We start from the raw sequence: 23,809 nt of genomic DNA, 5'->3' as shown, positions 1-23,809 counted from the left end.
TGGTAGCCCTGCTCATTTAGTGTGTTTAATCACGATCTTATTTACATTGAGTAAACCACAAACAATACTTATGTATTAATTTATATGATGAAAGTCAAAAAAATCACTAATGTGCCTACCATCCACTTCCTTCCTATCCATAACCAAATTCAATTACTTCTTCACAAACTGATTATTAGCAAACTCAAACCCAATCGTTAAATCATCCTTTAAAACGAGCATCGCACTGAATTTTTTCTTTTCTTTTGCTTTTGGCTTAAAGCCCTTTATAAGACTTGTTTTCCCTTTCGTACACAGATCCTTCACTTGTTTTTCTGTAATCGTCTTACCGAGTAATTTCCCTGGAAAAGTTTGTTTGCAACCATTAGCTTGTTCCGAGCATCTATAATAGGAACGACTTACGCTGATCTTTCCTTTTTTACATCTAGGACAAGTAGCAATCGGTTTCTGACTTACATTCTTTACTCCATCAATACTCTGCTGAATGGGTGCAGCATTCAATTGGCCAGGTACTTCTTCGATCAATTTATTAAGAAACTTCGCGATACTACCTAAAAAAGCTTGAGGTGTCCCATTTCCGTTTCCTATTTTCTTTAAATAGGTTTCCCATTTAGCGGTCATGGAAGGGCTGGAAAGCAGATTGCCTTCTATGGACTGACATAGAATTTTTCCTTTTTCAGTAATATGGACAATGTTCTTTTTCACTTCAATGTATTGGTGTTTTTTAATGGTTTCAATGATTCCGCTTCGTGTTGCTTCTGTACCTAAGCCTTCTACTTCTTTCAAGATTTCCATTTCTTCTTCATTCTCGACCGACTTACCACACGTTTTCATCATCGAGATGAGTTGACCTTCTGTATAAGGTTTTGGAGGGGTAGTCATCCCTTCCTTCATTTTGACAATACTTTTCACTTCTTCCCCTTTTTCAAGTTTCGGAAGAGCTTGTGGTGCGTTTTCATCTTTCTTAGCATTTGTGTTTTCTTTGTCTTTTGATCCGTAGTTAAATAGTTCTTTCCACCCTTTGCTGATCTCTGTTTTTCCTACAGAATCGAAGTCTAAACCATTCACGCTCGTTGTTACTTTTGTCTCTTCGTATACATAGTCTTGATGAAACATGGCAAGCGTCGTGTTTAACACTTCAAAGTAAATGTTCTTTTCTTCGATGGATAACCCTTGAATCTTGGCACGTGTTGGAATCTGTTTTGTTGGAATAATCGCATAGTGCTCCTGTACCTTGGATCCGTCTACATATCTTTTGCTAGGTCGTTTAGAAGCTGCAGCAAAACGATTCTCTATGAGACCTTGATAGGACTCAAGGTTTGCCGATAGATACGCAAACTCATTTTCGGTAATGTATTGAGTGTCTGTCCTTGGATACGATAAGATTTTCTTATCGTACAATTTTTGAACCGTATCCAATACCTTCTTTGGACTGTATTTCCATCTTCTGTTCGCTGTTGCCTGTAACGTCGAGAGCGAGTGCAACTTAGGTGATTTGATTCTCATTTCCTTTTTCGAAACGGCTTTAATGATACCCGTATCTTTTCCTGTAATTTTGTGCTTATCTAGCAGCTGTTGAACTTCTTCTTGTTTCTCACTTTTAATTTTGGCTTTGCCCCGATACTTTCCGTTTGCGGCCGTAAAGTTCCCTTCAATCTCATAGAAAGGTTTAGCTACGAAATTCTCGATCTCAAGGTGTCTTTGGTAGATCAAGTACGTTGTTGGCGACTGCACCCTACCAATGCTCAAGCTATCCGTAAGTCCCTTTTGCTGCAACAGTAACGTATAAAGGCGACTTCCGTTCATGCCAACGAGCCAATCAGAGATCTGCCGTGTTTTAGCTTCAGCATAAAGCAACAGATCTTTCTCGTTATCATGAAGATTCGAAAATCCTTTACGAACCTCATCGACTTCTAGAGAATTGATCCATAAGCGTTTAATCGTTTTGCCTCTCACACCTGTCATATGGTAGATGGAATAAAAGATGTTCGAACCTTCACGATCCACATCACATCCGTTAATGATGATGTCCGCTTCTTTAAATAACCGTTTTACCGCGTTAAACTGTTCATACTTTCCCGTTGCTACCTTGAATTCATAGCGTTCAGGCAAGATTGGTAGAGAAGACAAACGCCACGTTCCCCATTCAGACTTATATTCTTTAGGTTGCTTCAGCTCAACCAAATGACCAATTCCCCATGTAATTGTCGCGCCACTTGGAAAGATACTGCATGGATTTAATTCAATAAACGTTTTATCTTTTTTCTTTACCGTAAAGGCGTCTGCATAGGCCTTCGCTTGTGATGGTTTTTCTGCTAAAATAACGATTTTACTCATAGAACTTCACCTTTTTACTGAAATTTTTACTTGCAGAAAAAGAAAATAAGGGAAGCGATACACCACCCTTACTCTCGTTTCATATTTTGCGAGCTTTCTATGTACACATTTATTCGTTCAATCCATGGATGACCGTTCGGATACTGAATAGTCAAGGAATCTCTTAGCCATTCTCTACTTACATCATCCAACGTTGCCAAGACATTCTCTAAATCTAGTTGATCTTTTTCCCTAATCAACGAACTTCCACCCTTATATAGAAGCTGAATTTCTGGTTTTAAATAAGGAACTTCAGCAGAAGTTGTCAAACCAATATCAGATCGTTTCCTTCTTATTGTACCATTTCGTTTGTAAATCCAATAATCATCCTCACAATCTATGATCATCACTTGAAAAGCCCATGTGGATTCTTCCTTTTTCTTAAACCATAAATTATCAAATTGGTTATCTAGCTTTTCGTTCATGTTCCATGGTATTAACTTTCCTTTAAATGCTTTGTATCCTTCCCAGTCAGCGGACAGATACTTCTGTAGAAGTAGGTGTTCGGATCTCAGAATTAGGACATCAATATCATCATGTTCTCGTGTAATTCTATTTAGATGCAAATCCAACGCCCATCCACCAGCAATCCACCAGTGTAGTGACATCTGATCAAAAATACATTGTATCTCTTTCACAGAAAGTGGTTTCCAGATTTCTTTGATCTCGCTCATTTTCACCTCAAGATTTTTAAGGATTTTTATAAACCGATTTAATTCTAGTATATAACCATAGTAACAAAACTGTAATTAGCGCACTTTCGCAAGCTTTTACGATTAATACAAAAATGATGCGACCAAAGTCTTCAAGTTCATCAAAGCCAAATTATTGGAGTTCGAATCCAAAAATAACTTCATTTAATATCATTAAAATCATCACAATTGGAAATAAACGTCCAAAATTTCCTTTAACATACTTTGACATTCTTAACTCTATGATATTCCCCCCCATTCTGTATATCAATGGAACTTCTTCTTATTAGAAGATATATGGCATCCCAAAATAAACCCACGTAATACAAATTGAAAAAAGTAATGAAAAAACGAAACTATTTTTTAATGAGTTCTTAGTAAAAAAACTAAGAAAAACACTTATTACTAGAGACACTATAAAAAAGAAAAGGAAATACATTAATGGTATGCCCCACATAGATTTATCATCCTTATTTTCTAAATAATCTGCAACATTCAAGTTATTTGTTTATACGTGCTATTGGGGACCCCTACACTTTCTCAACAGAACTACTTGTGTCAAAGATTCCAGCTAGCAATGTAATTAAACCGATGATAAAAAATGCTGGTAATAACAACATCATCATACCTACGGCAGCAAACCCGTCTCCCACCGCTAAACCAACTGGGATAGAAATAAGGAATGTTAAAAACGGATTAAACCCTACCATAATAAATATCCCCCACACTATGCATTTCCTTTTTGTTGTTTTTCCTTTTGTGAGCTTGATCGCCAAGAATGCTAATAGCAACAATGCACCTATAGCTATAACAAATGCCATTGTCATTACCCCACTTTTTATTTATGGTCAAAATGAATTTACTCTTACTATATGCTCGCATGTAACTCTGTTGCTTATGTTAAATTCTTTACTCTCTTAAAGGATGTAGACAATATAAAATGTTTTAAATAAACAAAGCCACCATAATCAAATCTTGATATCGACCTTCCATTTTAACAGCTTTCGCTTTTCTACCTTCTTCTACAAAGTTCAAAGATTTATATAATTGTATTGCTCCATGGTTGTCTTCCATGACTTCCAGACAAATCTTTTCGACCGTTTCGTTGTTCCTAGCCCAGGTGATCAGTGATTCTACCAGTGCTCTTCCAACGCCATGATTTCGATATTGAGGTAAGACGGTCATTGCAAAAGAACCTTGATGCGCTATTTTTTCCTTGTTTCCATTTCTAAAATCAATGGCACCCACAAGCTCGTTTTCATATTCAGCCACTAGTTTTATACAATTCTGGTTTGTGGAGTAATGTTCTAGTTCCCTTTGCATATCTTCAAGACTTAACTTCTTGAGATCTTCAGCAGTACTTAACATGTAAGGAGCATCGACCAATGCTTTTGATGCAGCCATTAACATCACTTCCGCATCGTGTACATTAGCCTCCCTTACTGTTACGTTTTTTCCACTTTTGGTTTTATAAACGTTACCATGAGTTGATAACATACGAACGCTCCCTTTCAAATGCAATGTTTGATTTAATTTACGACTACAATTTCCCCTTCATCACTAGGGACTTCAAAACCATTAACGTAAGAGTTCAAAAGCTCATCTGAAATCGGGAAAGAATTCGCATCAAAGCGCTGGTTACGTAATTTTAACCGCTTCCGTAACTCATCCGGATGAACTTTTAAATAAACAAGCTTCCATTTACCGCCAGACTCCTTAATAAGCTTCTTATATTCGTTCCTTCTTAATCGATCCCAGAAACTGAAGTCAATAACTACTTGTTGTTTATCGTGAATTAACTGAATTAATCGTTTGCGTAATTTACTTTCTGCGTCTTTTCTGTATTCCTCGAACTTGTCCATTGGGAAGTCAATTCCCCATCGACCATTGGTAGACCAAATTTCCTCGTCAATCGAAAGACGTACAAATCCTTTTTTCTCTAACCGTTGTGAGAAGGTAGTTTTTCCTGATCCAGCCACACCACACATCATCACCACTAAAGGAGTTTCAGTACTTTGTTCATGATAGATTAGATCAAAGTTAAATTCATTAAACATCTGCTAAGCCCCCATTCCACATAATATAGCTGATGTTTCATGCTAGATATACAAGAGTTAGTCTTTAACGATTGCGGCATTTAGTTAATATTGCTATAATTTTTTCTTATATTTATATATCTAATTAACTCATCCGTTAAAAAGAATAAAACTGAAATTGTTAAAGAAAAAAAGGTAAAAAACCACAACATTAAGAAAGGCAATAGACCAAAAAAATGTGTAAAGATAAAGCAAAAAAGACCCTCGCATCTTTAAAGTTCTTTGTAATAATATCTATAAGTAAAGATATTGGCATCCCATATATTAGAACACCAGCTAGAACATAAGTACTTATTATTAGAATGTCTGCGAAAGTAGTATTCGGATGATCACTACCTAGCGATAAGAACGTATTAAGCGGAAAAAATGTATATATTAATATTATTGATATTAAGGATGTTATAACTGCCGCGATGAATTTTCTTTTTACCCAAGTATTCTTTAAAATGTCCCTTCCCCCTCCTAAACCTTAAAAGTAAGCGCGTTCAATTTGGACGATTAGCTAGAGTTAATTGATTTATCTTTACGTTGAAAAGAGTAGATACTAATGCAGTGAAAAAGCCAATGAACCTTATAAAATCAAGCATTTGCTCCCGTTCATATTTTAATGAATCTACTAAACAAACAATCCAAAACACAGTAAATAAAAAAGAGTAAAAACCAATAAAATTCATTGTTTTAGTTTTACCAAAAAATCTCGTTGCTAGAGATAAGAAAACCATTAATATAGATAGCCCTAAAAACACATAAACTTCATTAGTTGTTGGGGTTTCCTCTCCGAATAAAATTTGCAAAAAGAAAGCGATAGGACACAACAAAATAATCACTAGCGTTACAAATGAATTTAAAAGGTTTTTAAATAGTTGCACCATAACCCTCCATCTTTTCTGAAGTGTCGCACATTAGAATGAGAACTTCTCTTCTCTTTGTTGAAGAAAGGTAGCCGATTGTAAGGATCCCTTCTCTTTTTTTGTGATACTTTTTCTCTTATAATTTCCATTCACAATGTTTAATTTCCTCTTAATCTATAAGTTAGATAATAAGTGCATTCCCCCCTAATTGAAGAAATGCACCCCCATGTGGAATATCGTTTCCAAGTTAATATTAGCTTTGTTCAGTTAGAATATTATATAACATTTTTGATTCTTGTTCCCTTAACTCAACGTATTTCCCACTGTCTGTAACTATCTCGATTCTCTTTCCATTAGAATTTACCCAAAGTGAATATGAAGCTATTTTTTCTTCACTACCTCTACTATCTTTAAAAGGAAACTGAAACATATAATCTGGGGAACGAGACATCTTTACTTTAACATTCGCCCAGTTTGCATTTTTCACTATTTTAATTGCCTTTTGAACCTGGCTATCATTAGTGATTTCGTTAAAGTCATCATAATTTTCACTATTACCGATTTGCTTTTGAACAGTTATCTTTTGGTCTGTTGATTTAATCAAGTTATTAAAATTACTATTGGAGCAGCTTATCATTAATAAACAGAAACATACTAATATCATTTTATTTACATTCAATGTATCTCCCCTTTTTTATTGAGGCGTAACATGGAGTTCCTATTCTTCTTTAATCATTGGGAGAACTTCCTTTAAATTCAATAACGCCTTATCAACTGATGTTTCTATATAACCAACGATCTGATCAAACGTAAACACATTAAGGTTTTCATTTATAACTTCATTATCGTACTCCATATCGCTTATTACATAAGGAATAAATTCTTCAACATTATGGGATTTAACTTCTTGCAGATCAATGATCTCTGGAATATTACTAAGTGCCCTTCTTAATTCATCTGTAAAACCATAGTGTTCTAATAACTTCCCATTTAGTAATCGGAAGTCATTATGATATAGCTTATATAGTCCTTCATCAGCATCCATTCTGTTCTTTAACCAAGATAGATAAAAACCTTTCAACCAGATATCATCAGCGATTAAATGTGAAAAATATCCCCGTATATAATGACTTTCTACAACCGAACTATATTTTCTCAAAAACCCTTTATAATCAATGCTTCTTGAATAATCTTGTACATTACCTACAAAGAAATGTGATAAGTTTTTATCTTCATGTGAAAAAACAACATCTGGAGCAATGCTTCCAAGCAAAAATGATGTTTTATCTTCTATTGATATAGCGTCTGCAATTTTAAAACCAATAATCGAGTGCATAATTCTTGATCCCATATTCCCCTCACCCCGGCTATATTTTTTTACTTAGTAGAACCTCTCTTATCTCTGAGATATCTGAGACAACTGCGAATGGCTTATGTAAAGTTGGCGGTAATACATTGTTTAAATTTACCCATATGGCTTCCATACCGATTTCCAACGGAGCAATTACGTCATGTGTCCAAGAATCACCTATAAATAACGTCTCACTAGTTTTTTTATCAAAGTGATCTAGCGCTTTGTAATAGATTCTAGAATCAGGCTTTCTATAACCTAGTTGTTCTGCATGAAAAACTTTTTCTTTACTAAATATTTCTCCTAATCCCATGTTGATTAATTTTTGTTGTGGATCGTAAAGCCCATTTGTAACAATTCCAAGTTCAAAATGTTCACCAAGATCTTTTACTAAACTTTTTATTTGCTCATTAACTGTTATGCATTTCATACTTGTTTTGTAAAAAAGATTGTCCAACTCATCTAATCTTTCTATATCAATTAATAAGTCAAACTTTCTCAGTGCAAATTCCCATCTTGCTCTCTTAAATTCTGATGCACTGTATTCACCTGATATTAATTTTTCAATCAAGTATCTTGGTGGTTGTTTTAATATGTCTAAAAACTTAGCAGCATTCAACTTATTTGTAAGTGGATGTACCGCTAAGCAACGTGTTAATCCATCAAGAAACCACGAAGAGTTTTTTAACAAAGTATCATCTAAATCAAATAACAACAAATTGAATTTTTTCATCTCTTTTACCTCCTTTTCAATGCAATTACTAAGAAACAATTGTGAGAGCTCTCCTAGTATTAAAAACAGCTTATTAAACTGAACATATATGGTTTTAGTTGTAGCTAAGAACACAAATAATAAATGTTGCTACAATCAATTTTTTAACTTTCTTCCAATTATTGTACTGTTAATACCATTTTAATTTAATTCCATTAATTTACAATGATAAACTAATAGTTTTCTCATGATATAACTGTTTTAAAGCTTGCCTTCATTTCAATACTTTGTTCAGTAAAAATGATAAATATATGAAAAGGGAAGGAATCTGTTTAAATCCTAACTTAAAAAGACCTTTACTTTCCACCGGGATATTTGGTAAGATTATCCACAATTAAATAAATGCTATGAAGAGAAGAGTATAATCGGCAATTCTTCAAAGAGAGCTCCAGTTGGTGAAAAGGAGTAAGAATTAATGGTTGGAAGCAAGCCTCTGAGCAGCACATTGGATCCATATAGGTGATAGTGTGACAGGTGCTCCTGTTATAGAGCTAGGGTATATGTATGGTTCTTCATACCGTACCTAATAAGGGTAATATGGAGACATATTACCAAACTGGGGTGGCACCGCGACGCGCAATAACTCGTCCTCAAGACAACTGTCTTGGGGGTGAGTTTTTTTATTGTCCAAGTTTAATATCGCAAAGGAGCGGAAATAAAAATGCGTATAAAAATGGTTATGAAGTCGTGGAAATACCCTTCTATTTTATTTACTATTATTGGTATTTCAAGTGTAGGGGAATGGATTTACTTTTTAGCATTAAATTTAATCGTACTTGATATGATGGGTGTACTTGCTGTCTCCGGTCTATATATACTTAGAGCTTTATCTACTTTATTTACTAATATATGGTGTGGTAGCTTAATTGATCGATCGAATAAAAAGCATCTTATGGTGTGGCTCGCACTATTCCGAGCAGTATTTATTGCACTATTGCCATTATTATCATCTATTTGGACAATATACGGCATCGTTTTTTTAATATGTATAGCTAGTTCCATGGCCAATCCTACAACAATGACTTACATTACGAAGTTAATTCCTCAAGTCCGAAGAAAAAGATTTAATTCTCTCGTGAGTTTAATTGATTCTGGGGCATTTGTTACCGGTCCTGCAATTGCGGGAATTATATTTATGAGTGGAACTCCTAATTATGCAATATATATAAATGCAATAGCCTTATTCTTAGCAGCATTCTTCACGTTGTTTATGCCCAATATTGAAAAAAATGATCTAATTAAAACAGAAGACGAAAAAATAACCTTAAAGGTACTGAAAAATGACTGGAAATTAGTTGTTGATTTTAGTCGTAAACATATTTATGTGATGGTCATTTATTTCCTTTTTAGTGCAGTGATGGTTTTGGCAACTGCTGTAGATTCACTGGAAGCAGCATTTGCTACAGAAGTTCTTTCTTTATCAGAGGGGGATTATGGACTCCTGGTAAGTATTGCTGGTGTTGGAATAGTTGTAGGCGCTTTGTTAAACATGATAGTTGTTAAAAAAGTGGCTACCTCTTGGCTAATCGGTCTTGGATCCTTGATGGTATCAAGCGGTTATCTATTCTATGCTTTTTCGGGTACTTTTTTGATAGCAGCAGTTGGTTTTTTCGTTCTATCATTTTCTATGGCTTTTATTAATACAGGATTTTACACATTCTATCAAAATAATGTTCCTGTCGAGGTAATGGGACGAGTTGGTAGTGTTTATGGTTTCATCGAAGCTTTTTTCATCATTATTGGGACTATGATTTTTGGAATCATAGCTGAATCGATATCTATTCAGTTTGTCGTCATTTTAGGAACTTTAATGATGTTTGCCGTAACGATTTTATTATTTATCGTTAACACCCTGCCCTCTAAAGCAGAGTATTATTCTGAGAATCATCAGTTAAGTACTACTGGCACTGATTAGAAATGTACAACGAGTTAATTTAAGGGTCGCAATAGAAACCCAATTTCTCAGTGCGCGAATGGAGAATTGGGGTTCTATTTGTTTAATAGTCGTGCACACTAACATATCTTTAACCTCATGTTATTTTGGCAAGCAGGTGTTCTTTAATAATCTATGTTCATTCCTAATCTACAATCCTGTTACGTTTGTTTAATAAATTTATAAAAAGTCTTTTAATCCTGCTTGGATCAACACACTCTTTTATGGAGTAGAGTTTTCAACTTAGAAGATTAGTTTCATCCCTTCATGACTCGCCAAAAATCCTAAACGTTGATAAAAACGATGTGCTTCATTACGTTGCTTGTCAGTTGTCAATTGAACAAGACCGCATTTCTCAGATTTCGCGATAGCTATCGCTTCTTTAAACAAGTCTTCTCCTACCCCTTTTCCACGGTAGCGCTGATCGACACGTACCCCTTCGATTTGTGCTCGTTTCATCCCCTGTCTTGCTAAACCAGGAATAATCGTTAACTGAAGGCAGGCAATCACCGTTTGACCGTCAATAGCTAAAATAATCTGATTTCCAACTTGTGCTTCAATTGCCGCAAATGCTTTATAATAATCAGCTGGCAATGGCTCTGCATAACGTTCTCGTTGGGTTCCTAATTCATCATCAGCAAGTAAGCGAACAATTGCTGGTAAATCTTCCTCATTTGCTTTTCGAAAATTCATAGAAATTCACTCCTTCTGCCTAAGAAAATCACTATAATATTCTTTTTCAGTCGAAATCACAAATCCTTCTTTATGCCCTTTAGTCATTACTGCATCTTCAAAGAATATAAGAAAATGAATTTATAAATCTTACAAAGACTGTTCCATATTTGCTCTCCACTCATACTGAATATCTGGCAGATTTTCTTCATTCTTATGGCCTCTTCCAATAATTTTGAAACCATTCTTTTCATAAAAACGTTGTGCATTCTTGTTTACTTCAAATGTGTACAGAGTTAACTTTCCGCTGGAGTGATCCTTTGCTCGTTGAAGCAATGCATAACCTATACCCGATTTTTGATAATCATGGTGAACATACAGTTGGCTTATTTCAGCCTGGTTATATGCAATCACACCAACAACATTCTCATCAACCATCGCTAGTTCGACGACAAACTCTTTCGTTAGGATACTATTCAGAAAGTACACATGACTTTCAAAACTATGAGACTCTTTTACACCTATTGCCTCGAGTTTACTATCACGCCACATTTTAACGGTTTGTTCAGCAAAATCAGATGAATAGGTTATGATATTAACATTGAGACTCTTCAAGCTAATCTGTCCCTTCAAAATGATTATCACTCTTCCCAATTATAAAGTTAAAAATGGATTTTAAACAGAGTTAAGAGGGTTTACCTAGAGCTTAAGGGAATAAGAAGAAAGATGGTTTAAATTAGTGTTAAAGGAGAAAATGATGAAATTACTTCATGCGGTAAAAGAGTATATAGATCGTCATTATGAAACGCCAAAGGGATTGATTGGTACATATATCGTAGAAAAGATGGTCAGACAGCATAAACCTGAGACAGAGTGGACAATAGGACAATTGGAACTTGAAGAACAAGACAAAGTGTTGGAACTTGGTTGTGGTGCCGGCTATGCGATACAAATGATCACAGGAAAATATGGTGTTCGGGAAATTGTAGGATTAGATCTGTCTTCAACTGCGATTCGATCGGCTGCGGCACGAAATCAAAAGGAAATCAATAATAAAAGAGCTAGACTAGTCCAAGCAAATTTCAACAACCTTCCTTTTAGTGACGATACGTTCACTAAGTTGTATAGTATTCAAACCATTTATTTTTGGAGTGAAGTCGATACCATCATTTCAGAAATTTATAGAGTACTTAGGCCTGGTGGATTGGTAGTTATTACTTTTTCTAATGGTAAAGATAATGAAACTTGGGAAAGTGTGAAGGAAGTCTCAGAAAATCAAGTGATGCCGTTAATGATGAATACTGGATTTAAGAATGTTTCCTTAGTGAGAGGACCTGATTCTAGGGGTTTTCATACAGTCTCTATCAAAGGTACAAAGCTGTAAAACATTTTTTCTTAAGATTGTTTGAATTGAAACTTATACCAGACGTCAAAATGACAGATTGGCATCTGGTATTTTTTTATATCTTACAGTTAAAGATAGGTCTTCTAAGCAGTATAGCTATTGGTTTCATTTTCATAATGAATAAATGGGTAACAAGTGCGATTAGTATCCCGTTCAATGCTCCAGCCACTACATCAAATGGATAATGAACACCTACCCAAACTCTTGAAAACGTGATCAAGATAGCAAACATAAACCATACGTACCTATACCTTAACGTTACCAACATTAAAGTGACGGCAATTGAGATTGCAGATGATGCATGATCACTAGGAAAAGAAGAGTTAGCCGTATGCTCTACCAATTGGACGATGTCATGTGAGATAAACGGCCTCTCTCTATACATGAACAATTCAATCAGTCGATTTACTGAGTAAGATAATGAAAATGCAACCAACACTTGAAATACGATTATCCTGTCACTCTTTTTATTTCTCCACCACAGCATGATCAATAATAAAACAAATGCATACTGAACGTATTCCGCAAAGACAATCATGAAATTGTCGATTAGCGGATAACTTGAAACGATTTCGTTAATAAACATAAACCACTTATAATCTGTTTCTAGAATCATATTCCCTCCTATAATTAAAACCTTTCTTTTAAGAATAATGAAAGTTGTAAGGTTTTCATATGATTCCTCTCTAACAGATTTATGGAATTTGCAGAATTTTTCTAAGCTATGATTTTAAAACAAAAAAAACAGCCATATAGGCTGCCATCCGTTTATTTCGATTGTGAAGGTGTAGATATTAGTTGAGATATGTATCCGTTCAAATCAAAATCTTTGTTCCCTGCATACTCGCTTAGTTTCACAGTCGTCATTAGCATTTTAGTTCCTCCTAAAATGAGTTTATTGTTATTAGTATTATTACCAAACTCGTAACCTATTAAACGCATTTTAGTAAATATTTTTTAGATTTGCTTGATTGTGATATAAAAGTAGCCTCATTTACTTAATACACAACTTATTATTTGTGACCCCGCTTTTGGACGTCTAACGAGTTCCCCACTACAGTTCATGCAAATATGATTCATCTCTGTTGTGCATGTTGGGCAATACGTACATTCATGGACACAAATGTAAGCATCCGACTTTTCATGAAGCTCTACAGAACATTTTTCACATTGCTTTCTCATCTCTAACATATTATTAACCCCTTTTTGTTGTAATTATCTCTTACATATATTATATTTTTCCCAGAACTGTTTTAACATGGAATATTAAAGCTATTTCTTATGGATTTCTTTGAAAACATCGGAAAAAGAATAAATGCTCCTAAATTTTTAAAGTCGAGGAGAAAGATATGGACGAAATTGATAAAGAGATCCTTTTACATTTGCAGCAAGATGCTCGAGTATCGATTACGGCATTAGGTAAGAAAGTTGGTCTTTCAAACCCTGCCGTTCATGAACGAGTTAAGAAGCTGGAGGATAAGCAGATTATTGAGGGTTATAAGGCAATTATTAATCCTGAAAAAATGAATAAACCGATCATGGCTTTTATCTTATACGACAATACGAAATGCAAGCAGTTTGTTGATTTCTGTAAAGATCACCGTGATGTGATCGAATGTCACCGCCTAGCTGGACAGTATAACTATCTGATTAAAATCGTTACCCATTCCGTACAATCCTTGGAAAGTTTCATAGATGAATCCATGTCATTTGGACAACCTTCTACGTTAATCAGACTTTCATCACCCGTATCGGATAAATCTTTAAGTTAAATAAACAGAATAGGAAAACCAAAAAAAGACCGAAACATAAGGTTACAAAACATCCCTTTGATCAGTCTTTTCTATGTATTCGTATGATGAATTTCAGTAACTTTTATTGAAAATGGCTTGTTAGGTAATTGTTCTTAATTATCACTCCGTATTTTTTGAAGAGCTATAGGAGGAGAACCTTCATAAACCCTTTGATGAACTTTTGCTGCACATTCTTCTGGAGTATATAAGGAAGTATCCACCTCTAAATCATAAATACCAGGAATATGAACAAGTTTCTGCCAGAGTTCTATTGGTTTTGGTATATTTCCTTCCGGTGTATAGCCTTTTTTCCAGGTTTCTATCCGTCGTTTCATCACAGTTTCAATTGGACAGCGCACACCAATCAACCATGCTGGTGTCCCGTTAAGAATCTGTGCAGCTTGCTGAAGAATATTACGCTCTACAGAATAACCATCATGATGACCAACATCCACTATGACATTCATGCCCTCACGACTGAAAGCTACAATTGATTTGTACATAGCAAGATACATTCTCTGTATGATTGGCTCCAAATCGGGCCTTTCCCCACCTGGTCTTAAACCTATGCTTGGCTGAAATTTCTCTGGTGTCATATCCATGACACGGTCCACGCCAATATTCATCCATACACCTTCAAATTCATTTTGAATCACTGAGGCAATGCTCGATTTCCCTGATCGAGGCGTACCATTTAGGATAATAATCCTTCCCTGTATTTCTGTTTGCTCCATACTAAATCTCCTTTTGTCTTTGATCAAGTCATTCAAAGCCAAGGTGTGCTCCCTATTTAAAACAACGTTGTAAGAGACTGATAATTTAATTTATCCTGCTGAAGCTTAGTTAAACTGTTATCAAGATGCTGAAGAAGTAAATCTCTTAAGTTTTCTTCTTCTCCCTTTTCAATGTATTGGATCATTCGCTCGTGTTCAAGGATGTCTAGTTCTTCATAGTTAGAGTCTTCATTAAAGACATCATAAAGCACCATATAAATGGTAATCTGACTCAAAATTTTGTTCATAAATTCAATTAAATACCTGTTTCCACTTGCTGTGGCTAAGACAAGATGAAAAGCATTGTTTTTCTCTTGATACGGTACGATCTTTCGTTCTATAGAAGCGGACTTCATTTCAATAAGAAGTTGTTTAAGTTGTTTAACGTCATCCAAGTTAAGATTGGAAAACCCTTTCTGAATCGACATCTCCTCAAGCGTTTTTCTCATCTCAAACGCTTGAATCATTTCCTCGATCGTTGGTTGAACGATGAATGCACCTTTGTTTGGAATAACATTCACTAATCCTTCTGATTTAAGCTTCATGATCGCACTTCGAATTGGCGTCCTGCTCGCATTGACCTTTTCAGCAATAGCACTTTCAAATAACTGGTTACCTGGTGCAATTTGTCTATTCAAGATTGCGTTCTTTATTAAGTGATAAACTCTTTGTTCTACTGTTTCTTTACGCATTTTAAAATTACCTGCCTAACCGTTCTTTTACCTTATTCTAACACAGAAAATAATTAATTGAACAAAATTGTAGAACAATCTTGTTCGAAGTAATTCATTATGATATATTATCCTAGGTATTCAGGTTGAACGGAGTGATAATATGAACCACACAGGAAAAGAAATTACTTTAATTATTATTGGATCCCTGTTCTTTGCACTAGGGGTAAATTGGTTCGCCATCCCAAACGAATTAGGTGAGGGCGGCGTTACCGGTATTTCGATGACTCTGTATTATGTATTAGGCTGGTCACCAGGTCTTACAAACTTTATTATGAACGGTTTCCTTTTAGCCATTGGTTATAAAGTCTTAAATAAACGAGTGACATGGTATACGATGGTTGCTATCTTCTTTACCTCTCTATTTATTCATTTAACAGAAGGTATGGGTAACCCTGTTGACATTATGCTTGGCACTGTTTTTGCAGGTGTATTCATCGGAATCGGGTTGGGGCTCGTGTTGCGTTCAGGCGGAACAACAGGTGGCTCGACCATCATTGCGCGAATGCTGAACCAGCATTTCGGCTGGGGTGTTAGTACGACTATGTTTGTTTTTGATATTCTTGTCGTTATCGGTTCTGCATTTGTCATCGGGATTGAAAATACGATGTACACGGGAATATCCATTTATATTAGTACAAAGATTTTGGATTACTTAATTGATGGTTTTGATACAAGAAAAGCTGTCACGATCATTTCTGAAAACACAGATGAGATTGCTAAGAAAGTAAGCGATGAGATGGATCGTGGCGTTACCATTATTAATGCAAGAGGCCATTACTCGAACGAAGCTAAAGATATTTTGTACGTCGTGATCAATAAACAAGAGCTATTTCTGTTAAAGAAGATGATCCAACGTGTTGACGAAAAAGCATTTGTTGTAGTCCATGATGTAAGAGATGTATTTGGAGAAGGATTTACTTTTCCTAAAACTTAAGATTCACTCTCTATAAACGTATACAAAAAGGTCGATTCATTTTATTGAATCGGCCCTTTATGATTTTAAAGCTCTTTTTATAGCCCTTTATTCTCCACTCTATTTGACCTTCAACATTTAATATTTCAGTACTAAACTCATTCGGTCATAAAGTAGCAAAAACACGCACAAACAAGAATTAATACTTGCAAAAACCCTTATATGTAATATATTGTTAAATATAGAATTATAATCTAATTAAAGGAGTTCAAGTATGAATCCTATTATTCCTAAAGAACCCGTTATTCCAGATTTAAGGGAAATTGACGTTGAGTTATTGACTGCTATTACTTTTGAAAAAGAGGTAAGACCTCAAAAATGTGATGCTCTTTTTGTATTTAGTGGCACTCATAGTGGGCATTGGGAAAAAGCTATTGAAGCTTATCATCGTAACTACATAGAAACAATTATTGTTACTGGCGGAAGAAGTTTAACAGGTATTCCCCATCCCCATTGGGAAGGCAATACAGATCGTGAAGTCTCTGAGGCACAAGTTATTGTCTCTTTTTTAATACGTGCAGGAATACCTTCACACATTATTTTTAGTGAAGAAAAATCTACTAACTCTCTTGAAAATGTTAAATGCGCTCTAGAAGTTTTTGACTTTACGAAGATTCAATCGTTAATGGTGGTTTGTAAAAGTCATGCTACTGGCAGACAAATAAGGACCTTAAAAAAGCATTTACCAAATCAAATTGAGTACATTCCTTTTACATTCAATACTGTTTACAAAGGAACCGAAGTGAACAGAAACAATTGGATGGAAACAGAAATAGGAAGAAAGCGTGTATGGGGAGAATATTTACGGATTAACCATTATGGAATTAAAGGAGATATTCTTCCTTTGGATGTATGTCAGATAGATTAAATCTAGTTTGATACGAATAGTAATAAAGCTCGGTCTATGCGAGCTTTATTACTTTAATTGATCCAGCTCGCTTTCATCGGAGCGGGCAATAACCACATAAGTTAAAATAGATCCGTCACTCGTAAAGAATAAGCCAACGAGAATGTAGTAACTAGCTTTGCTAATACAGCAATCATTATAAAGCGTCTTGTTTTAACACCGCTCACTCCAGCACCGACACAAATAATTTCATCTGGCAACACAGGAACGATGAACAACAAAACGATGATCCACATTTCATTCTTCTTAACAAAACGATGATATTGATCTAATTGTTTTTCATTTACTAAACGTTGTACCATTTTCATTCCAAAAGTTCGAGATAAATAAAACATCGTAAGAATCCCTAACACAGCGCCCATGAATCCTAAGATAAAAGCGGTGAACGGGCCTAGAGCAGCACTTCCCGCTACGACAGTTACGATTTCTGGAACTGGCAACATAATGGGTTGAGCATAACACACAGAAAAATAGATAAGTTTGGCAAGTTCCAGGTTCTCGTTTAGGATCGTCTCTAACCCTTTGTTATCAAGAGTAACAATCATGCGACTCAAACCATATGTGAGAAAAATGGCTGCCATTAATAAGCTATACACAATCGAGACCGTCTTCATTTTTTCGAAAAATGTGTCCCACTTCAAACTATAAGATGCTATTAACAGGAAGATAACACTACACCCAATGATTAGAAAAATTGTCTTAAATGATGGTTCAACTGTAGCTAGTGATTGAGAAAGAAGGTATATGGAAACGAACAGTATTCCTAAATGCATGATAAAGCTATACCTATACGGATTGACGATTTTATATGATAACGTACCCCGTTGTGTTTTTAAATTCATTTAACATCCAACCTCTTTTCTTACTGTTACATTTATTATGTAAAACAAATCTTAAGAAAAGCTTAGGAAAATTCTTAACGATTCTTAACTTTTTCCAACTAAAAAAGCTTATGAAGCATGCTTCATAAGCTTTGATCAAATTGGAAGTTTGATAATAATCGTGAGCCAGCCATGCATATACTCCGCTTGTATATGACCTCCATGTAGTTCTACAATCCTTTTTGAAATAGCAAGTCCAAGTCCCGTTCCTTCATGCTCGCTTCGGGCTTTGTCTCCTACTAAAAAACGCTCAAATAATTGATTAATATCTCGTACTTCTGGTCTTTCTGTTTGATTGGACAGCCTAAATTCAGCATGATTGGATTGTATGTCTAAAGTAGCTTTAACAACAGAAGGTTTCGCGCTGTACTTTATGGCATTCATAAAAAGATTGTCATAAACACGGACCATTTTTTCAATATCCATAGAAGTTAGAACTTCTTCTTTTGGTATATCCTTTATAACAGTTAGGTCTTCCTTTTCAAAGATAGGAACGTATTCCCCGATCAATTGTTCTAATAAACCCGTCATTTCTACATCATTCATGTCTAATTTCACATCTGGACTTGTTAAACGAGTATATTCAAAAAGCTCATTGATTAGAGCTTCAAGCCGCTTTGATTTTGAGTAAGTCGTATCATGATATTCTTTTAGTTGATCTTGGCTCGAATAATGCCCCTTTCTCAGCAAGTCTAGATACCCAATGATGGATGTTAAAGGGGAGCGCAAATCATGGGATATATTTGTAATCAATTCATTTTTCGCTATTTCAAGTTGTCTTTCATATTCAAACTTACTTGATAATTCCTTAGACATACTATTAACATCTTCGGCAAGCTTGCTTAATTCATCGTTTCCCTGCAATTCAATCGTCATTCCCAATTTTCCGTTGGCGATTTCATTAATACTTTCTGTAATACGCTTTATATAAATGATTTTGTTTCGTATCAATGCTAAGAAGGTAACAATAAAAGAAAAAATAACAAAAGTAAAAATCAGAAAAACGATAAAATTATAGGTAGTTGCACCAATATCTTCAATAGTAAGATATTGAAGATTATAGAGATGCAAAATAATTTGAGAGATGATAATCATAACCACAGTTGACACAATAAAGCTAACAGCAACTGCTACCAGGAGTTTTACAAGTAACGATATTTTAATCCGCTTTATTCTCATATTTTATAGCCGACTCCCCAAACCGTTTTGATATAGATGGGTCTCTTCGGATCTTCTTCAATTTTTTCTCTTATCTTTGTTATATGAACCATGACAGTACTGTCTGACTTATAGAAATCTTCTTGCCATACCGCTTCATATATCTTCTCAATACTCATAACGATACCTTTATTACTGGCAAGTAGCTCTAGAATAGAGAACTCTTTCGGTGTGAGTCTGACATCATTCCCTCTCACCCATACTTGACGGGTTTCTGTATTGATCTTAAGATCTCCAATCTCAATGAATTCCCTACTTGGATCAGTATCTTGGTTGTATTTTCGATATCTTCTGAGCTGGGATTTAACACGTGCCATTAATTCTAAAGGATTAAACGGTTTGGATAAGTAATCATCAGCACCAGCTGCTAGTCCTTGAATCTTGTCCATATCTTCGGACTTAGCAGAGAGCATAATAATCGGCAAATTTCTCTCTTGCCTTATTCTTATACACGCTTGGATCCCATCCATCTCAGGCATCATAATATCTAATATGATAAGATCAAAATCCTTTTTCTCCAATTGTTCTAACGCATCTATTGCATTTTCCGACTGTACTGTATACATTCCTTCATTTTCTAAATAAACGGAAATCAAATTCCGAATATCACTATCATCATCAACGATTAAGACTCTAGATTGCATAAGTCCCCTCCATCTTTTCTTCTTCTAATGAACAACATAATACCATAGCAGGTGGGACATTTCGTATCTCAATACTTACATCCACTTTTGAAAAGAACTGTTCAATATATGCTTTCATTACGTTTGAATATTGAAACGTAACAAACTTTCCATTCTTTCTTAACACTTTTGAAGTTTTAAACAGGATACGATTTGAAACGGTCTTTGGTAAGCTCGCAAAGGGAAGTCCTGATATGACGTAATCTACAAATGGAATACCGCATTTTTCAAGGTACCAATCAACCTTTTCAGCTGACCCATTGTATATGTAGAGATTATCCACCTCTTTGTATTTCTGTACAAGTATTTTGTAGAATTCCTCATTGCTTTCAAATAAGATGATAATCGTATTAGGCTTACGATTTTGTAGCAGCTTGTCGGTAAAAACACCCGTACCCGGTCCGTATTCTAAAATGTATCTTGCCTGCTCAAAATTGATACTCTTTACCATCTTATCAGCTAGATAACTTGAACTTGGAAGAATGGCTCCTACTGATCGGGGATTACTTATATACTGTGCTAAAAAGGACAAAAATTTCACAATTATTCACTCCGATTGTTTGAATGTATAGCCATTCTATAATTCAAACCTAAAGAATTAAGAGGAATAATCCTTAAGAATTCTTAAGTTTAAGGCATAAAAAAACTGCATCCCCATTCTTATGGTTGAGATGCAGCCATATTTCTTTTATTATTTTGCTTCTACCGTGTCCACTTTCCAACTTTTCTGCAGCTTTCGAATCATGATAATCTGTCCGATGTGGTACGCATTGTGTGTAGCTGCATTCCCGATGAGTTCCCACCATTTTGCAGGGACAGGAAAACCATTTACTTCCCGCTCTACTTTCTCTTCTGACAAAAGACCTTGCCATCTCAAAAGAACATCCAGCAGTTCTTCTTTTAAATGAGAGAAACTTTCATGTTCTGAAATCACAAAACTTTTGTCGTTATCTCCAATAGAAGGCACTGCTTGAACATGAGACTCATCGTAACGGGTTTGCCACGTCTTATTCCAATAAAGGAGATGCTGAACAATTTGCGCGATACTATGACAGTCTTTGTTCGGTTTCCAAAAAGCATCACTTTCCGAAAGGTTTTCTACTGATTCATTAAATGGCAGATACCAGCTAGCGTCGTTGGCATTGGCTAACAGTTGATCGGCTAAAAGATGTTTTACATGAACCATACGTTTCACTCTCCTACCTATTTGACTAACTGTTTTCATTTAAGTCTATACGATCCATTCTCGTTACTCCGTGTCTTTCCTTTATAATATTTAGAGATTATTATAAATTAGGAAACATTATCAAAAGACGTTAGACGGAGTGTTGCATATGGAATGTTGTTGCGAAAATATGAATATCTATGAATTAAAATTAGAAGCTGATGTTGATACTGATCCTGTTTGGTGTAATCGGTGCGGCTGTAACTTAGAACTTGATGAACTACCTATTTCTTTAGAACTAAAAGAGAAGTTGCGAGATTGGGCTATTCAATACGGAGAATGGATCGATTGGGATAACGATAAATTACGTGAAAATGGTCTAGAGCTCGAAAAAGAGCATAATCAAATGGGTCAATCTCTTTCATCAAAAATACAGAAAGAGCTCAAAGGCACCTACACCGTTCTTTTCTCTCCATCTCATTCTGCAATCCATTATATGAATAAAGAATCTCGGTTATAAACACAAAGAAAACCCGAATTGTTGCTGGCGGTTCGGGTTTGTTTTTTTGATTGACTTACGCATTAACTTTTTTACATATTTTGTCTATGAATTTAAGTGATTCATCAATAATAAGTTGTTGGTCGTTGTCGAGTGTAGCAACATGGTAGCTGTTCTTTAAATAAATAATCTGTTTGTCTCGGGATGAAATAGAATCATAGATGGTTTGAGAGTTATTGGGTGGTACAACATGATCTTCTGTTGATACAAAAATGAGTGCGGGACAAGTGACAGTATGAAGACTTTCTTTTACTTTTTTCATTAACAATACAATTTCTTTTAGAGATTGAACTGGAGTTTTTTCATAGGCAAGTTCTTTCACATCCGGATTCTTTAAGTCTGAACCGATGGCGTCTAGAAATCGATGGTTGGAATGTTGCATGTTTTCCATGTCTTGGATGTCGATCGCTGCATTGATTGGAATGACTGCTTTAATATCAGGATATGTTTCTGCAACATATAACGTAAGTGTTCCTCCCATAGAGAGACCCGTTACAAAAATGCTGTCACAACGTTCTTTCAACCATAGGTAACCTTCTTCAATGGAAGCAATCCAATCATGATATGTAGTCTTTTCCATATCCTCATAATGGGTACCATGCCCCTTCAGCCTCGGACCACATACGGTATATCCTGCCTTTGCGTATGCCTCTCCCAAAGGACGCATACTTTGCGTAGAACCAGTAAAACCATGAGAAATCAATATTCCCACCTTGTTGCCTTCAAAATAAAAAGGTTGAGCTTCAGCCATTACAGAATGCTTCTCTGTCATACGAATCCCTCCATTTCACTACAACTTACCCTATTCATTCAGGAAAGTAACACCATTACCTGCAAAAATCTCCCTAAGTTATTTAGCTTTTGTTTTCATGATTCTTTGGTTTTGACCAATCTAAAATGAAGACAACGATTACATAAAGCAAGGGTATAATGAGATTTTCAAATAATTGCAGTTCTTTATATCTGTAAAAGTCGAAAGCAATCAATGTTAAATAAATCGGTACAAAATAAAATAAATATTTTTGGACTCTCCCCATCTTCACACCTCTAATATATATTTATGCTTCATTTCGAATTACTTAAATGACTATATATAACCATATATTTTTATTGTAATACGATTGCTGGAAACTTACACTTAAAAGAAAAGGAGAATATTACACACTATGACTTTATCACTTCCAAAAGCATTAGAACCTTATAGGAGCGACATCGAGAAAACGGTTGTTCCTTTTGTTACAATACAAGCTACACGTCAGTCCACCTCTTTAAAAGGCAGCAAAATCGGAGGATTTCCTTACTTGCCTGATGGAGTCTCTTATCCTTTAGATTCATCCGGTTTACCAATGGCTCTTCTCTGCCAACTTAATTTTGAGGAAATCCCTCACCTCGAACACTTCCCAACGACTGGGATACTGCAATTCTATCTTTCTAAAAATGATGATGTGATGGGTATGGATTTTGATAACCCGACTAATCAAAGTAATTTCCGCGTCATCTATCATGAGAACATTGAGCCGCCTCACGCAATAGACTTTTTCACATCGGAAAATTCGATAGAGGAGCACCTTCCTTACAATGGTGAATACCGTTTATCTTTTTTCTTGTCAAAAGAAGCACTTGGTGTAAGTGATTTTCAGTTTGAAGAAAGTTATGAATCTATTGATATGGATCAGGTAACAGGTGAAGAGAATATGTGGGGAGAAGAAACGCTATATGACCTTTTTTGTGAAAGTGTTGAGAACATGGGCCACAAAATAGGGGGATACGCATTCTTTACGCAAACGGACCCACGTGATTATGGAACCCAATTTGATGATTACCGCATTACGTTGCTTCAGATTGATACAGATGACGAAGGTGAGAATGACATCATGTGGGGAGATGCAGGTGTAGGCAACTTTTTTATTACGAAAGAAGATTTAAGAAATAAGGACTTTTCTCGCGTTCTATTCAACTGGGATTGTCATTAATA

The 23,809-nt window shown here is 35.3% G+C and carries 28 protein-coding genes and 1 other annotated feature; of the genes, 7 read left to right on the top strand and 21 right to left on the bottom strand.

Features of this window, described 5'->3' with window-relative positions; all coding sequences use genetic code 11:
* Window positions 1–153: 153 nt before the first annotated feature.
* From IHV12_RS17345 to IHV12_RS17305, 9 genes are all read right to left on the bottom strand, one after another.
* Window positions 154–2,337: a type IA DNA topoisomerase gene (locus IHV12_RS17345; protein ID WP_197191607.1), complete on the bottom strand. Its 2,184-nt coding sequence runs from the start codon at window positions 2,335–2,337 to the stop codon at window positions 154–156.
* A 68-nt stretch (window positions 2,338–2,405) separates the two neighbouring features.
* The gene (locus IHV12_RS17340) at window positions 2,406–3,050 is read right to left on the bottom strand and encodes a nucleotidyltransferase domain-containing protein (RefSeq protein ID WP_197191606.1); all 645 of its coding nucleotides are present in this window, start codon (window positions 3,048–3,050) and stop codon (window positions 2,406–2,408) included.
* A gap of 548 nt (window positions 3,051–3,598) precedes the next feature.
* A complete protein-coding gene (locus IHV12_RS17335) occupies window positions 3,599–3,889 on the bottom strand; it encodes a hypothetical protein (protein WP_197191605.1) in 291 nt (96 codons plus the stop codon).
* Between the two features lie 124 nt (window positions 3,890–4,013).
* Window positions 4,014–4,478: a GNAT family N-acetyltransferase gene (locus IHV12_RS17330; RefSeq protein ID WP_370568843.1), complete on the bottom strand. Its 465-nt coding sequence runs from the start codon at window positions 4,476–4,478 to the stop codon at window positions 4,014–4,016.
* A 119-nt stretch (window positions 4,479–4,597) separates the two neighbouring features.
* Complete coding sequence (locus tag IHV12_RS17325) at window positions 4,598–5,125, bottom strand: AAA family ATPase (protein WP_197191603.1); 528 nt, start codon at window positions 5,123–5,125, stop codon at window positions 4,598–4,600.
* Between the two features lie 524 nt (window positions 5,126–5,649).
* A complete protein-coding gene (locus tag IHV12_RS17320; protein WP_197191602.1) occupies window positions 5,650–6,036 on the bottom strand; it encodes a hypothetical protein in 387 nt (128 codons plus the stop codon).
* Window positions 6,037–6,268: 232 nt separating this feature from the next.
* The gene (locus tag IHV12_RS17315) at window positions 6,269–6,694 is read right to left on the bottom strand and encodes a hypothetical protein (RefSeq protein ID WP_197191601.1); all 426 of its coding nucleotides are present in this window, start codon (window positions 6,692–6,694) and stop codon (window positions 6,269–6,271) included.
* Between the two features lie 39 nt (window positions 6,695–6,733).
* A complete protein-coding gene (locus tag IHV12_RS17310; RefSeq protein ID WP_197191600.1) occupies window positions 6,734–7,366 on the bottom strand; it encodes a hydrolase in 633 nt (210 codons plus the stop codon).
* 16 nt (window positions 7,367–7,382) lie between these two features.
* The gene (locus IHV12_RS17305) at window positions 7,383–8,099 is read right to left on the bottom strand and encodes an HAD family hydrolase (RefSeq protein WP_197191599.1); all 717 of its coding nucleotides are present in this window, start codon (window positions 8,097–8,099) and stop codon (window positions 7,383–7,385) included.
* A gap of 377 nt (window positions 8,100–8,476) precedes the next feature.
* Window positions 8,477–8,733 (top strand) — a binding site (T-box leader).
* A gap of 66 nt (window positions 8,734–8,799) precedes the next feature.
* On the opposite strand from IHV12_RS17305, the gene IHV12_RS17300 reads away from it, so the two are divergent.
* Entirely contained in the window at window positions 8,800–10,053 is a 1,254-nt protein-coding gene (locus IHV12_RS17300; protein ID WP_197191598.1) for an MFS transporter, read from the top strand.
* 261 nt (window positions 10,054–10,314) lie between these two features.
* Here IHV12_RS17300 and IHV12_RS17295 read toward each other — a convergent pair whose 3' ends face one another.
* Both IHV12_RS17295 and IHV12_RS17290 read right to left on the bottom strand, forming a co-directional pair.
* Complete coding sequence (locus IHV12_RS17295) at window positions 10,315–10,764, bottom strand: GNAT family N-acetyltransferase (protein WP_197191597.1); 450 nt, start codon at window positions 10,762–10,764, stop codon at window positions 10,315–10,317.
* A 129-nt stretch (window positions 10,765–10,893) separates the two neighbouring features.
* On the bottom strand, window positions 10,894–11,358 hold the full coding sequence (locus IHV12_RS17290) for a GNAT family N-acetyltransferase (protein WP_231620780.1): 465 nt from the start codon (window positions 11,356–11,358) through the stop codon (window positions 10,894–10,896).
* A gap of 139 nt (window positions 11,359–11,497) precedes the next feature.
* Here IHV12_RS17290 and IHV12_RS17285 point away from each other — a divergent pair, with 139 nt between their 5' ends.
* Entirely contained in the window at window positions 11,498–12,127 is a 630-nt protein-coding gene (locus IHV12_RS17285) for a class I SAM-dependent methyltransferase (RefSeq protein WP_197191596.1), read from the top strand.
* Window positions 12,128–12,203: 76 nt separating this feature from the next.
* Here IHV12_RS17285 and IHV12_RS17280 read toward each other — a convergent pair whose 3' ends face one another.
* The gene (locus IHV12_RS17280) at window positions 12,204–12,764 is read right to left on the bottom strand and encodes an undecaprenyl-diphosphatase (protein WP_197191595.1); all 561 of its coding nucleotides are present in this window, start codon (window positions 12,762–12,764) and stop codon (window positions 12,204–12,206) included.
* 374 nt (window positions 12,765–13,138) lie between these two features.
* Window positions 13,139–13,330 carry a DUF1272 domain-containing protein gene (locus IHV12_RS17275; RefSeq protein WP_197191809.1) on the bottom strand — a complete coding sequence of 64 codons (192 nt, stop codon included), beginning with the start codon at window positions 13,328–13,330 and terminating at the stop codon, window positions 13,139–13,141.
* Between the two features lie 167 nt (window positions 13,331–13,497).
* On the opposite strand from IHV12_RS17275, the gene IHV12_RS17270 reads away from it, so the two are divergent.
* Window positions 13,498–13,920 carry an Lrp/AsnC family transcriptional regulator gene (locus IHV12_RS17270; RefSeq protein WP_197191594.1) on the top strand — a complete coding sequence of 141 codons (423 nt, stop codon included), beginning with the start codon at window positions 13,498–13,500 and terminating at the stop codon, window positions 13,918–13,920.
* Window positions 13,921–14,054: 134 nt separating this feature from the next.
* Here the strand turns inward: IHV12_RS17270 and IHV12_RS17265 are convergent, their stop codons facing one another.
* Together IHV12_RS17265 and IHV12_RS17260 are read right to left on the bottom strand one after the other, a co-directional pair.
* On the bottom strand, window positions 14,055–14,675 hold the full coding sequence (locus tag IHV12_RS17265) for a chloramphenicol phosphotransferase CPT family protein (RefSeq protein WP_197191593.1): 621 nt from the start codon (window positions 14,673–14,675) through the stop codon (window positions 14,055–14,057).
* 56 nt (window positions 14,676–14,731) lie between these two features.
* Window positions 14,732–15,406, bottom strand: coding sequence for a GntR family transcriptional regulator (locus IHV12_RS17260; protein ID WP_197191592.1), 675 nt, complete (start codon window positions 15,404–15,406; stop codon window positions 14,732–14,734).
* 142 nt (window positions 15,407–15,548) lie between these two features.
* Here IHV12_RS17260 and IHV12_RS17255 point away from each other — a divergent pair, with 142 nt between their 5' ends.
* Together IHV12_RS17255 and IHV12_RS17250 are read left to right on the top strand one after the other, a co-directional pair.
* Window positions 15,549–16,382, top strand: a complete 834-nt coding sequence (locus tag IHV12_RS17255; protein ID WP_197191591.1) for a YitT family protein — start codon at window positions 15,549–15,551, stop codon at window positions 16,380–16,382.
* A 253-nt stretch (window positions 16,383–16,635) separates the two neighbouring features.
* Window positions 16,636–17,289 carry a YdcF family protein gene (locus tag IHV12_RS17250; RefSeq protein WP_197191590.1) on the top strand — a complete coding sequence of 218 codons (654 nt, stop codon included), beginning with the start codon at window positions 16,636–16,638 and terminating at the stop codon, window positions 17,287–17,289.
* 101 nt (window positions 17,290–17,390) lie between these two features.
* Here IHV12_RS17250 and IHV12_RS17245 read toward each other — a convergent pair whose 3' ends face one another.
* The 5 genes from IHV12_RS17245 to IHV12_RS17225 all read right to left on the bottom strand — a co-directional run bounded on the left by IHV12_RS17245 (window position 17,391) and on the right by IHV12_RS17225 (window position 21,296).
* A complete protein-coding gene (locus tag IHV12_RS17245) occupies window positions 17,391–18,170 on the bottom strand; it encodes a TVP38/TMEM64 family protein (protein ID WP_197191589.1) in 780 nt (259 codons plus the stop codon).
* A 135-nt stretch (window positions 18,171–18,305) separates the two neighbouring features.
* On the bottom strand, window positions 18,306–19,388 hold the full coding sequence (locus IHV12_RS17240; RefSeq protein WP_197191588.1) for a sensor histidine kinase: 1,083 nt from the start codon (window positions 19,386–19,388) through the stop codon (window positions 18,306–18,308).
* Window positions 19,385–20,071 carry a response regulator transcription factor gene (locus tag IHV12_RS17235; RefSeq protein WP_197191587.1) on the bottom strand — a complete coding sequence of 229 codons (687 nt, stop codon included), beginning with the start codon at window positions 20,069–20,071 and terminating at the stop codon, window positions 19,385–19,387. Before IHV12_RS17235 ends, IHV12_RS17240 begins: the two co-directional genes overlap by 4 nt.
* Window positions 20,061–20,651, bottom strand: a complete 591-nt coding sequence (locus tag IHV12_RS17230; RefSeq protein WP_197191586.1) for a class I SAM-dependent methyltransferase — start codon at window positions 20,649–20,651, stop codon at window positions 20,061–20,063. Before IHV12_RS17230 ends, IHV12_RS17235 begins: the two co-directional genes overlap by 11 nt.
* Before the next feature lie 150 nt (window positions 20,652–20,801).
* The gene (locus IHV12_RS17225; protein ID WP_197191585.1) at window positions 20,802–21,296 is read right to left on the bottom strand and encodes a DinB family protein; all 495 of its coding nucleotides are present in this window, start codon (window positions 21,294–21,296) and stop codon (window positions 20,802–20,804) included.
* A gap of 169 nt (window positions 21,297–21,465) precedes the next feature.
* Between IHV12_RS17225 and IHV12_RS17220 the strand changes: the two genes are divergently transcribed.
* Window positions 21,466–21,795 carry a hypothetical protein gene (locus tag IHV12_RS17220; RefSeq protein ID WP_231620779.1) on the top strand — a complete coding sequence of 110 codons (330 nt, stop codon included), beginning with the start codon at window positions 21,466–21,468 and terminating at the stop codon, window positions 21,793–21,795.
* A 55-nt stretch (window positions 21,796–21,850) separates the two neighbouring features.
* Here IHV12_RS17220 and IHV12_RS17215 read toward each other — a convergent pair whose 3' ends face one another.
* Complete coding sequence (locus IHV12_RS17215; RefSeq protein ID WP_197191583.1) at window positions 21,851–22,606, bottom strand: alpha/beta hydrolase; 756 nt, start codon at window positions 22,604–22,606, stop codon at window positions 21,851–21,853.
* Window positions 22,607–23,000: 394 nt separating this feature from the next.
* Here IHV12_RS17215 and IHV12_RS17210 point away from each other — a divergent pair, with 394 nt between their 5' ends.
* The gene (locus tag IHV12_RS17210) at window positions 23,001–23,807 is read left to right on the top strand and encodes a YwqG family protein (RefSeq protein WP_197191582.1); all 807 of its coding nucleotides are present in this window, start codon (window positions 23,001–23,003) and stop codon (window positions 23,805–23,807) included.
* Window positions 23,808–23,809: the final 2 nt, after the last annotated feature.

The sequence above is a fragment of the Fictibacillus sp. 7GRE50 genome (assembly GCF_015903875.1).
Taxonomy (GTDB): domain Bacteria; phylum Bacillota; class Bacilli; order Bacillales; family Fictibacillaceae; genus Fictibacillus; species Fictibacillus phosphorivorans.
Note: the sequence above shows the minus strand (reverse complement) of the source record. Positions and strands in the feature narration are given on the sequence as shown.

Coding starts and splice junctions, on each gene's coding strand:
- IHV12_RS17300 (WP_197191598.1), top strand. CDS start 8,800: ATGCGTATAAAAATGGTTATGAAGTCGTGGAAATACCCTTCTATTTTA.
- IHV12_RS17215 (WP_197191583.1), bottom strand. CDS start 22,606: ATGACAGAGAAGCATTCTGTAATGGCTGAAGCTCAACCTTTTTATTTT.
- IHV12_RS17345 (WP_197191607.1), bottom strand. CDS start 2,337: ATGAGTAAAATCGTTATTTTAGCAGAAAAACCATCACAAGCGAAGGCC.
- IHV12_RS17295 (WP_197191597.1), bottom strand. CDS start 10,764: ATGAATTTTCGAAAAGCAAATGAGGAAGATTTACCAGCAATTGTTCGC.
- IHV12_RS17335 (WP_197191605.1), bottom strand. CDS start 3,889: ATGGCATTTGTTATAGCTATAGGTGCATTGTTGCTATTAGCATTCTTG.
- IHV12_RS17325 (WP_197191603.1), bottom strand. CDS start 5,125: ATGTTTAATGAATTTAACTTTGATCTAATCTATCATGAACAAAGTACT.
- IHV12_RS17235 (WP_197191587.1), bottom strand. CDS start 20,071: ATGCAATCTAGAGTCTTAATCGTTGATGATGATAGTGATATTCGGAAT.
- IHV12_RS17210 (WP_197191582.1), top strand. CDS start 23,001: ATGACTTTATCACTTCCAAAAGCATTAGAACCTTATAGGAGCGACATC.
- IHV12_RS17330 (WP_370568843.1), bottom strand. CDS start 4,478: ATGTTAATGGCTGCATCAAAAGCATTGGTCGATGCTCCTTACATGTTA.
- IHV12_RS17265 (WP_197191593.1), bottom strand. CDS start 14,675: ATGGAGCAAACAGAAATACAGGGAAGGATTATTATCCTAAATGGTACG.
- IHV12_RS17275 (WP_197191809.1), bottom strand. CDS start 13,330: ATGAGAAAGCAATGTGAAAAATGTTCTGTAGAGCTTCATGAAAAGTCG.
- IHV12_RS17270 (WP_197191594.1), top strand. CDS start 13,498: ATGGACGAAATTGATAAAGAGATCCTTTTACATTTGCAGCAAGATGCT.
- IHV12_RS17255 (WP_197191591.1), top strand. CDS start 15,549: ATGAACCACACAGGAAAAGAAATTACTTTAATTATTATTGGATCCCTG.
- IHV12_RS17250 (WP_197191590.1), top strand. CDS start 16,636: ATGAATCCTATTATTCCTAAAGAACCCGTTATTCCAGATTTAAGGGAA.
- IHV12_RS17220 (WP_231620779.1), top strand. CDS start 21,466: ATGAATATCTATGAATTAAAATTAGAAGCTGATGTTGATACTGATCCT.
- IHV12_RS17320 (WP_197191602.1), bottom strand. CDS start 6,036: ATGGTGCAACTATTTAAAAACCTTTTAAATTCATTTGTAACGCTAGTG.
- IHV12_RS17245 (WP_197191589.1), bottom strand. CDS start 18,170: ATGAATTTAAAAACACAACGGGGTACGTTATCATATAAAATCGTCAAT.
- IHV12_RS17280 (WP_197191595.1), bottom strand. CDS start 12,764: ATGATTCTAGAAACAGATTATAAGTGGTTTATGTTTATTAACGAAATC.
- IHV12_RS17340 (WP_197191606.1), bottom strand. CDS start 3,050: ATGAGCGAGATCAAAGAAATCTGGAAACCACTTTCTGTGAAAGAGATA.
- IHV12_RS17240 (WP_197191588.1), bottom strand. CDS start 19,388: ATGAGAATAAAGCGGATTAAAATATCGTTACTTGTAAAACTCCTGGTA.
- IHV12_RS17310 (WP_197191600.1), bottom strand. CDS start 7,366: ATGGGATCAAGAATTATGCACTCGATTATTGGTTTTAAAATTGCAGAC.
- IHV12_RS17305 (WP_197191599.1), bottom strand. CDS start 8,099: ATGAAAAAATTCAATTTGTTGTTATTTGATTTAGATGATACTTTGTTA.
- IHV12_RS17225 (WP_197191585.1), bottom strand. CDS start 21,296: ATGGTTCATGTAAAACATCTTTTAGCCGATCAACTGTTAGCCAATGCC.
- IHV12_RS17285 (WP_197191596.1), top strand. CDS start 11,498: ATGATGAAATTACTTCATGCGGTAAAAGAGTATATAGATCGTCATTAT.
- IHV12_RS17260 (WP_197191592.1), bottom strand. CDS start 15,406: ATGCGTAAAGAAACAGTAGAACAAAGAGTTTATCACTTAATAAAGAAC.